The 9,299-nt window shown below is 74.7% G+C and carries 9 protein-coding genes; all 9 read left to right on the top strand.

Annotated elements, in window-relative coordinates:
- The first annotated feature begins 189 nt into the window (after positions 1 to 189).
- The 9 genes from BMY61_RS24185 to BMY61_RS24145 are packed head-to-tail and all read left to right on the top strand — an operon-like array spanning position 190 to position 9,285.
- Positions 190 to 501 (top strand): hypothetical protein, encoded by a 312-nt coding sequence (locus BMY61_RS24185; protein WP_083555205.1) that lies wholly within the window; start codon positions 190 to 192, stop codon positions 499 to 501.
- Positions 491 to 1,957 (top strand): TadA family conjugal transfer-associated ATPase, encoded by a 1,467-nt coding sequence (locus BMY61_RS24180; protein WP_236655910.1) that lies wholly within the window; start codon positions 491 to 493, stop codon positions 1,955 to 1,957. Before BMY61_RS24185 ends, BMY61_RS24180 begins: the two co-directional genes overlap by 11 nt.
- Positions 1,954 to 2,847: a type II secretion system F family protein gene (locus BMY61_RS24175; RefSeq protein WP_042444165.1), complete on the top strand. Its 894-nt coding sequence runs from the start codon at positions 1,954 to 1,956 to the stop codon at positions 2,845 to 2,847. Before BMY61_RS24180 ends, BMY61_RS24175 begins: the two co-directional genes overlap by 4 nt.
- The gene (locus BMY61_RS24170) at positions 2,844 to 3,722 is read left to right on the top strand and encodes a type II secretion system F family protein (RefSeq protein WP_042444164.1); all 879 of its coding nucleotides are present in this window, start codon (positions 2,844 to 2,846) and stop codon (positions 3,720 to 3,722) included. Before BMY61_RS24175 ends, BMY61_RS24170 begins: the two co-directional genes overlap by 4 nt.
- 21 nt (positions 3,723 to 3,743) lie before the next feature.
- Positions 3,744 to 3,980, top strand: coding sequence for a hypothetical protein (locus BMY61_RS47870; protein WP_075004038.1), 237 nt, complete (start codon positions 3,744 to 3,746; stop codon positions 3,978 to 3,980).
- Complete coding sequence (locus BMY61_RS47865) at positions 3,977 to 4,354, top strand: TadE/TadG family type IV pilus assembly protein (RefSeq protein ID WP_269083956.1); 378 nt, start codon at positions 3,977 to 3,979, stop codon at positions 4,352 to 4,354. Before BMY61_RS47870 ends, BMY61_RS47865 begins: the two co-directional genes overlap by 4 nt.
- Positions 4,354 to 4,782: a TadE/TadG family type IV pilus assembly protein gene (locus tag BMY61_RS24155; RefSeq protein WP_052438451.1), complete on the top strand. Its 429-nt coding sequence runs from the start codon at positions 4,354 to 4,356 to the stop codon at positions 4,780 to 4,782. The genes BMY61_RS47865 and BMY61_RS24155 overlap by 1 nt, the downstream gene beginning before the upstream one ends.
- Positions 4,783 to 4,823: 41 nt before the next feature.
- On the top strand, positions 4,824 to 5,216 hold the full coding sequence (locus tag BMY61_RS24150; protein ID WP_143094492.1) for a pilus assembly protein TadG-related protein: 393 nt from the start codon (positions 4,824 to 4,826) through the stop codon (positions 5,214 to 5,216).
- A gap of 7 nt (positions 5,217 to 5,223) precedes the next feature.
- Positions 5,224 to 9,285, top strand: a complete 4,062-nt coding sequence (locus tag BMY61_RS24145) for a LysM peptidoglycan-binding domain-containing protein (protein WP_042444153.1) — start codon at positions 5,224 to 5,226, stop codon at positions 9,283 to 9,285.
- Positions 9,286 to 9,299 lie beyond the last annotated feature (14 nt).

The raw sequence follows: 9,299 nt of genomic DNA, 5'->3' as shown, positions 1-9,299 counted from the left end.
GTCGGGCAGCCTGGCGTGGGCCCCGCGTGGCCTCACCACGACCCGGTCACAGCGCCGCACCCGGCTGCCTCGGCGCAGCCGTTGCGTGTCGCGCCCGCGCAGCCCGCGGCGGCTGCGGACGGGCTGGGGCATGGGGGAGTACGGCCCGGGCCCGCTGCCCACGGCGGGCCCGGGGCCTATCCCCGGTCGGTGCGCGAGGTGCTGGACCTGGCCGCCGCCGCCGAGCTCGGGGCGGAGGCCGTGGCGCAGGCCGGGCCGGTCGCGTCGCCGATCGGGCCGGTGACGCCGGGCCAGGCGGCACGGCTGCAGGCCGTGCACCTGGAGGCACGCGCCGACGCGGTCGACGAGGCGCCGAACCCGTTCAACCCCCCGCACATGGTGGCCATGCCACCCCTCGCCGACCACGCGCCGCGCCCGCCCGCGCCGGAGGAGTTCCGGCCGGCGGAACAGGAACGTGACCGCGGCGACGGTGGCACGGGGGAGGTGGCGCGTGTCCGTTGAACCCATGGACCGGATGGCCGCCGCCCTCGTCGTCGACGTGAAGGTGGCGCGCGAGCTGAAGCGTCAGGTCGCCGCCGAGCTCTACGAGCAGATGAGCAGCACGCCGGGGGTGAGCACGGCCGACGCGGCGGGGCAGCGGCAGCGCGGCCGGGCGCTGATCGAGGACGCCGTCGCCCGCTGGTCGGACACGCACGCCGTCGCGCACGGCGTCGCCCCGACCCGGGAGCAGGACCGGGCGCTGGCGGAGGTCGTCTTCGACCTGCTCTTCCGGGCCGGACGGCTGCAGCCCTACCTGGACGACCCGGACATCGAGAACATCCTGGTCAACGGCTGCGACGACGTCTGGATCTCGAAGGCCAACCAGCCGCTGCGCCAGGTGCCGCCGGTCGCCGACAGCGACGAGGAGTTGGTGGAGCTGCTGCAGGACCTGGCCCGGCGTCACGGCGGCGGCGAGCGCAGCCTCTCCACCGCCAGCCCGATGCTGGCGCTGCGCCTGGAGGGCGGCATGCGCCTGCAGGCGATGACCAGCGTCACGCCGCGCCCGTATGTGGCGATCCGGCGCCACCGGGTGCAGAACGCCACCCTCGGCGACCTCGTCCAACTCGGCACCGTCGACTCGACCATGGCCTCGTTCCTGGCCGCGGCCATCCGGGCCCGCAAGAACGTGATGATCACCGGTACCCAGGGCGTCGGCAAGACCAGTCTGCTGCGCGCGATGGCGGGGGAGATCCCGCCGGACGAGCGGGTCGGCACACTGGAGTCGGAGTTCGAGCTGTGGCTGCACACGCTCGGGCACCTGCGCCAGGTCGTGCCGATGGAGGCGCGCGAGGGCAACGGCGAGCGCGTCGACGGGCGTGCGGCCGGGGAGCTCACCATCGGCGAACTGATTCCGGCGGCGCTGCGGATGACGCTGAGCCGGATCATCGTCGGCGAGGTCCGCTCCGGCGAGGTGGTGCCGATGCTGCGGGTCATGACCAACGGCGAGGGCGGCTCGATGTGCACGCTCCACGCCCGCACCCCGCACATGGTCGTCGACCGCATCGCCGAACTCTGCCTGGAGTACGGCGCGCAGATGACCGACCAGCTCGCCTACCGGCTCACCGCCAACGCGCTCGACTTCGTCGTGCACGTCACCATGATCGACGAGACCGGCATCGGCGGACGCCGCCACCGCTTCGTCTCGCACATCCTGGAGGTCGCCGGCCTCGGCGAGCAGGGACGACCCGCGCTGAACACCGTCTTCGGGCCGCGCAAGGGCGGCACCGACGCCCAGGGCCGCCCGGTGTGGGCGGAGCCGCGCGCGGTGCCGCAGACCCCGCCCGCCTGCCTGGACGACCTGCTCCGCGCGGGCTTCGACGCGGCGCTGCTGCGCAACCCCTACGGCACCTGGGCGGCCCCGCTCAGCCTGCGGGTCAACGGCGGGGCGGAAGAACAGGGCGTGGGAGGGGTCGCGTGAGCGTCGGTCTGCTTCTCTGGGTCGGCTGCGGCGCCGTCCTGCTCGGCGGCGTCGTCGCCCTGATCGCCTACGGGCGCGGCTCGGACCAGGTGGCCTCGCCGCGGCGGGTTCTGAGGCTCGCGTCCGGTGAGCGCGAACGGCGTCGGACGCAGATCGTGGTGGCGCTCGTCGGCGCGGCGCTCGGCTGGCTGATCAGTGGATACGTGGTGGCGCTGCTGATCGTGCCGCTGCTCGTCTTCGGGCTCCCCTGGTTCCTGCGGGCCACCATGCAGCAGCACCAGGGCATCGACCGGCTGGAGGCCCTGGCCGAGTGGACCCAGCGCCTGTCCGACGTGCTGCTGCTCGGCATGGGCGTCGAACAGGCCCTGGCGGGGAGCCTGCGCACGGCACCGGCCGCGATCGAGGCCGACGTCGCCGACCTCGTCGGGCGGATCCAGTCGCGGATGAACCCCGAGGAGGCGTTGCGGCAGTTCGGCGACCGCCTCGGTGACGCCACCGCCGACAAGGTGCTGGCCACCCTGCTCTTGCGGATCAACGACCGCGGTCCCGGACTGGCCCGCGCCCTGACGGACATGGCCGACTCCGTTCGCGAGGAGGTCCGCCAGCGGCGGGTCATCGAGGCGGACCGCGCCAAGCACCGTTCGACCATCCGGTGGTTGGTGCTGGTGCTCGTCGCCGTCTCCGGCGTCATCGCCCTCGACCCGTCCTATGCGGCCCCCTATGCGACGACGGCGGGCCAGATCGTGCTGGCCGTGGACGCGCTGCTGCTTGTCGTGATCATCGCGTGGATGGCGTCGATGGCCACCCATCGGCCCGTACCACGCTTTCTGGAGGCCGACGGGCGATCGCGCGTGGCCGGTCCGGTGTCGGTGCAGGAGGAGGAGTCTTGATCACCTGGCTGGTGCTGACCGGCGGCCTGGCCGGTCTCGGCCTCGCTCTGTTCGTCGCCGAACTGCGGCCTGCACCTCCGCAGTTGGGTTCGGCGCTGGACCGGTTGCACCCGGATCCGGTGCTGCCGGGCGAGGCGGCGGCCGGTGTGGCGCCCACGGGCTTCTACGAGGCGCTCGGGGCACGGCTGCGCCGACTGCCCGGGGTGACGATCCCTCAGCGCGAGCTGGCTCTCGTCGGCCGCACGCCCGAGCGCCACCTGGCGCAGAAGCTGCTCAGTGCCCTGATCGGGCTGGTCGCCTTTCCTTATGTCGGCTTCGTGGCCTCGCTGGCGGGTGTATCCCTGCCGGTCCTGGTCCCCGCGGTCTGCTCGCTGGCCCTTGGCGCGCTGATGTGGTTCCTGCCCGATCTGCTGTTGCGAGCCCAGGCCGCGGAGGCCCGTGTCGACCACCTGCACGCCATCGCCTCCTACCTGGAGTTGGTCGCGCTGGAGCGGGCCGGTGACCGAGGGCCGGCGGAGGCCCTGATCAGCGCCGCGCGGGTCGGGAACGGTCCGGTGCTGCTCCGCATCGCCGCGGCCCTCGACCGGGCCCTGCTCGAACGTCGTCCCCCCTGGGATGGGTTGGCCGACCTCGCCACAGAACTGGGGCTGACGCCACTGCAGGACCTTGCCGACACGATGCGACTGGCCGGCACCGACGGCGCCGCCGTCTACAAGACCCTCCGCGCGAGAGCTGCGAACCTGCGCGCGGAGTTGCTCTCCGACGAGTTGGCCAAGGCCAACGCGGTGAGCGAGCGCATGGTGCTGCCCGGAACCGGGCTGGTGATGGTCTTCACCATCCTGGTCGGGTTCCCGGCAGTTTCCCGGATGATGTGATGAGCGAAGGAGAAGAGACAGATGTTCCGTGGACGTCGTGTGCCGGACGAACTGCTGCCGGTGCTCATGCTGCGAACGTGGGTGGAGGTACACGTGGACCGGGCCAAGGCCCGGGCACGCCAGGTGCACAGCACGCGGGATCTGGGCGCGCTCAGCTTCGAACTGGTGGCGATCGCCCTGCTGCTGCTGGGGCTGGTGCTCGTCCTGGTCGGGATTCTGACCAAGGCGATCACGGCCAAGGCGAACAAGGTCCACTGATCGCCCGGGACCGCGGTTCCTTCTCCCTGGAGCTGGTCGGCCTCTTCGGCGTCCTGCTGCTGCTGGTGATGCTCGTGGTGCAGGCGGCGAGTTTCTGGTTCGACCGTCAAGTCGCACTCGGCGCCGCACGGGAGGGAGCCGCAGTCGCCGCCGACACGCAGTTCCCCGGCCGGACTCCGGAGCGGGTCGCGCACGCCTTCGCCGCGCGTAACGGCCTGCTGGCGGGGAATCCGGTGGTCTCGGTGACGGACGACGGCACGTTCGTCACCGTGACCGTCGGGGTGCCGGTCAATTCCGTGCTCGGCTCCATGTTCCACGGCACCGCGTCGGCGACCGTCACGGTGCCGGTGGAACGATTCGTGGGGGCGGGTTGATGGGCCTCGAGCGCTGGAGAGGGGAGGAGACGGGGTCGCTGTCCTTGGAGACGGCGGCCGTGGCTCCGGTCGTCCTGCTCTTCTTCACGTTCGTCATCGCGGTCGGAACCCTGCAGAACGCCCACGGCACCATGGACGCCGCGACCCAGGCGGCCGCCCGGACGGCATCGATCACTCGGCCCTCCGACGCGCCGCAGAGCAAAGGGGAGACGGCGGCGGACGTGGTCTTCAACGAGGAGGGGCTGTCGCAGTGCACAGGGTCCGTGAAGGTGGGACGACCCGGCAGGGGGCTGGTGAAGCCGCCCGGCTACGACTCGGTGACCGCGGTCGGCCGGTGCCGGGTTCGGATCAGTTTCGGGATCTTTTCGCTGACCAGGACCGTCAGCAGTACCTTCACGTCCGTCGTCGACACCTACCGGGGGCCCTGACCATGCCTGGGAGCAACGGGGACGCGGACGACTCGGGCGCGGTGTCGTTCTTCGTCGTGGGCTGCGTCGTCATCTTCTTCGCGCTGGCGGGGCTCGCCTTCGACGGCGGCGGCAAGGTCCACGAGGAGGAGCAGGCCGACGCCGTGGCCCGGGAAGCCGCCCGCGCTGCCTGCGAGCAGATCGACCAGGCCGCCGTGCTGCACGGTGTCTACCGGCTGGACCCGGGGTATGCGAAGCAGGCGGCACACGACTACGTGAGCAGCGCGCAGATGACGACCTTGCAAGTGACCGTGGTCGCGCCAGATGTCTGCAAGGTGAGAGTCTCGGCGGACTACAAGACCCAACTGCTCGGCTTGATCGGGGTTTCGGACCTGCCGGTGTCCGGCTCGGGCCAGGCCAGATTCGTCTACGGTGTCAACGGCCCAGAGGGGTGAGGAGAAGATGGTGCGCACCTTCCTGCGGGCTTTCGGCGCGTTCGTCACGCTGCTCGCCCTGCTCGTCGGCCTTCCGGCCGTGCTCGGCTACGGAACCTGGGCGATCGTGCTCCATGCGCGGCCCGCGCAGGGCTCGTTGACGCAGCTGCTGACCAGACCGGACAACGGCAACCTGTTCCTGTGGGCGCTGGTCGCCGTCGGCTGGATCGCCTGGCTGATGTTCGCGGTCTCCGTGCTCGTCGAGATCCCCGCGCAGCTGCGGGGACGCGTGGCGCGGCGGCTGCCGGCGTTCGGCTGGAGCCAGCGGCTCGCGGGGGGACTGGTCGGTGCGATCCTCACGCTGCTGCCCATGGCAGGCGGCGCCCTCGCTGCGACCGGCGCCCCCGCGCCCCGACTGGCCGTCAGCGCGCCGCTCGCGCCGGACCTCACGCTCGGCGGCGGAGTCGAGACCGCGCCCGAGGTGACGGCGCCGAGCCACGCCGCGCCGCACGCGCAGCAGTATCCGCAGTACGTCGTCCGGGCCACGCGGCCCGCCGAGAGCCTGTGGAGCATCGCCGAGCGGACGCTCGGCTCGGGGGAGCGGTGGCGCGAGATCGCCGCGCTCAACGTGGGCCGCGTGATGGACGCCCAGCACCGCGTCTTCGACGCGGAACGCCCGCTGCAGCCCGGTTGGCACCTGCTGCTGCCGCGCGACGCCCAGGTCGCGCACGACGCGCGCGCGGCGCATGTCCCTCACACTCCAGGCGTCCCTCACACGGCGCATGCCCCTCACACGGCGCATGCGGCGCACGCGGCCCCTGCCGCGCACGGGGAGCCCACGTCGACGCCCGCCACCGCACCGACGGCCTCAGCACCCCACCACGACCGGCAGGTGACGGTCCGTCCCGGCGACACGCTGTCCGCGATCGCCCAGCGGGAGTTGGGCAGCGCCGAGGCCTGGCCGCAGCTCTTCGCCGCGAACCGCGGCGCCACCGCCCCCGACGGAACCCGGCTCACCGACCCGAACCTCATCGAGCCCGGCATGCGGCTGACCATCCCCACCGCGGCCCCCGACACCGACGGCGGCTCGTCCCAACCCGTCTCCGCCCCGGGCGGGACCGGCTCCGGCGCGTCCGGCGGCTCGGGAACGTCCGGCGCGGGCAGCTCGCCGAGCCCCGTTCCGACGCCGAACGGCGGCGCTTTCACCCACGGCGGCTCGCACTCCACGCCCACACCGACCCCGACCGCCACCCCGACGCCCGTGCCCGACTCGGCGGGGGCCGCGGCGGCCCACGGCGGGCACCAGTCGGCCGGGCAGTTCGCCGTCGCGGCCGGGACCAGCGTGCTGGGCGCGGTGCTGGTCGGCGCCGTCGCGCTGCGCCGCTCCCGGCGACGGACCGTGCCACCCCGTCCGACACCGCAGCACCGGGCCTCCGGCCGGCCGCCGAAGCCGCCGGTGCCGCCCGTGCCGGGGAGGCCGACGCTCGAACCGGCGGCCGTCCCGCTGCCCCCGGTCCCCACCCCGCCCGCACCGCCGGCGCCCGGCCCGTACGTGCCGACGCTGCAGGGCCCGGCGTCCGGGCAGGCGTCCGTTCCGCCGTCCGTGACGACCACGCCGCCGCTCGGGCGCCCCCTCGGGCCCACCGAGCAGCAGTCCGCCCGCGACCTCGACCTGCTCGGTCGCGCCCTGCGCAGCATGGCCCGCAACGTGGCCCGCGAGGGACGCCGCCTGCCGCCGATCAACGTCGTGCGGGTGACCTCCGCCCACACCGTGGAGCTGCACCTGGTCGCGCCCGCGCCGCCGGTCGCCCCGTTCCGGGCCGCGCACGCCTCCACGGTCTGGTGGTGCACCCCCGATGCGCCCGGCCTGCTCGGACCGGAGGCGGCAGCGGTCGTCCCCTCGCCCTACCCGGCCCTGGTCAGCCTCGGTGAGACCGTCGACGGCGCGACCGTCCTGGTCGACCTCGAGGCGATCCGCCTGCTCCACATCTCCGGTGAGCCCCACGACATCGCCCGCGTGATGCGGACCCTCGCGCTGGAGCTCACCTTCACGCCGCTGGCCGACCGCGTCGGCGTGCACGTCGTCGGCGTCGCCCAGGAGCTCGCCGCGGTGGCCGACGACCGGCTCGTCGTCCACCCGGACCTGGAGCACGCCGTCGCGGCCCTGCAGCGACGGGACGCGGCGGTCCGCTCCGCCCTGGTCCAGGCGGGCGCGGCGACGCCGCGCGAGGCGCGCAGCCGGGGGCTGGGCGGCGACGAGTGGGCCCCCGAGGTCGTCCTGTGCGCGAGCTACCCGACGGGTGACGTCCCCGAGGCCCTCGGCCGCCTGCTGGACGCCCGCCCGCGCGGCAGCGTCGCCGTCATCACGGCCGCGCCCCCGCAGGGCACCGGCCCCGTCGCCCGGTGGACCCTCCCCGCGGCGGGCCACGGCGTCGTTCCCGGGTTGGAGATGGACATCCAGCTCCAGCGGCTGGACGACGACACCTACCACCAGTGGCTCCGCCTCCTCGGCGCGGACCTGGTGTCACCCGCCGTCACCGAGACCGCGCCACCGCCGTCCTGGCCCGTCACCGGCCCGGTCGGCGACCCGCTGGACCTCTCCTCCCGGTTCCCGGTGGGAACGGGCTACGGCGCCGGCGCTCCGCCGGTCGTCCCGTCCCCGCGTGAGACGTCCCCCGGCGGCCGCTTCCCCGCGCCGGGCACGCCCGTCCTCCAGCCGGCGCCGTCGGCCGACGACCCGCTGTTCGGCCGCCTCCCGGCCCCGACCGGCCCCGCCGCCACCCAACAGGGCCTGCGCGCCGCAGGCCTGGCCCGTGAGACCCACGCCGGGTCGACGCCGAGCCCGAACACGGTCGTCTCCGGGCGCTTCCCGGCGCCGGGGGCGCCGCTGAGCCAGGCCCCCGGCGCGCTGCAGAACGACCCGCGCGCTGCCGCCCCCGCCCCGAGCTCCGCAGCACACCTCTCGCTCGCGCCCGACCCCACGGCCCTGACCGGTGGCCGCTTCCCGGCGGCAGGCGGGCCGCACCCGGCCTCGGGCGGTGCCGGTGACGTCCCGTCGGCGCTCGGAACCCGGGGAGCGGGCCACGCGGACGACTACCCCCTTTCCGGCGCGCCCGGCATCACGGCGCCGGGTGCTCCCGCCCCGCTCGTCGGCCGCTTCCCGGTCCCGGGGGCGCCGATCGGTGGGGGACCCGTGCCCGCGCTGCCGGGTCAGGGCGGATTCCTGCCCGTTCCCGTCGGGACCGGCCCCACCTCACCGGGAGTGAGCCAGCCGGCCCCGGCCGCACCGCGCGCGGCCTACGCGGATCAGCCACCCGTGCGGGGGGTCGGTCCCGCGTACGGAGCTCCCGTGGCACCGCCGGTCTCCCCGGCCGACCCCGAGGCGTGGATCCTCGCGTTGCTCGCCGCGCCGCCGACCGGGGTCGTCGCCGGGGAGGCGAAGCTGTGCGTGCTCGGGCCGGTGGAGCTGAGCGGCGCCGCCGGGCCGGTCGAGGCGGAGTGGCGGGGGGCGCTCGTCGAGGTCGCCGCCAGGCGCGCGCTGGGGCCGGCGCAGGGCGCCTACACCTCCGCCGACGCGATCGGCAGGCTGCGCGCCTGGCTCGGAGACGGGCCGGACGGACGGCCCGTCAACCTCGGCTGCGACTGGGACGACTTCCAGGCACTGCGCGCCCGGGGCGTCGGCGACGACGGCCGGGCGGGCGACACCGCCCTCGCGCGCGCCCTCGCGCTGGTGCGGGGAGCGCCGTTCGCGGAGGTCGCCTACCCGTGGGCGGAGGCGCTGCGCGCCCGGATGACCGCCGCGGTCGTCGACGTCGCCCACGAACTGACCCTGCGTCGTCTGCGGGTGGGCGACCACCGGGGCGCCGAGGCCGCAGCCCACCGCGGCCTGATCGCGGAGCCGGACGCCGAGCTGCTGCTGCGCGACCTGGTGCTGCTCCACGCGGATGCAGGCGAGGGCCCGCAACTGCAGCGCACCGTCGCCCGGTTGGAGACCAAGGCGGCTCGGACCGGGGTCGCCCTGGAGCCCGAGTCGGCCGCGTTGATCGACGAGCTGCGGTCCCCGGCGGTCGATCCGCTGTCGCGCCGGTAGGGTGAGCGGACGAT

Source organism: Streptacidiphilus jiangxiensis (assembly GCF_900109465.1).
Classification (GTDB): Bacteria; Actinomycetota; Actinomycetes; order Streptomycetales; family Streptomycetaceae; genus Streptacidiphilus; species Streptacidiphilus jiangxiensis.
The sequence above is the reverse complement of the archived record's forward strand: the minus strand, read 5'-3'. Positions and strand labels throughout refer to the sequence as shown.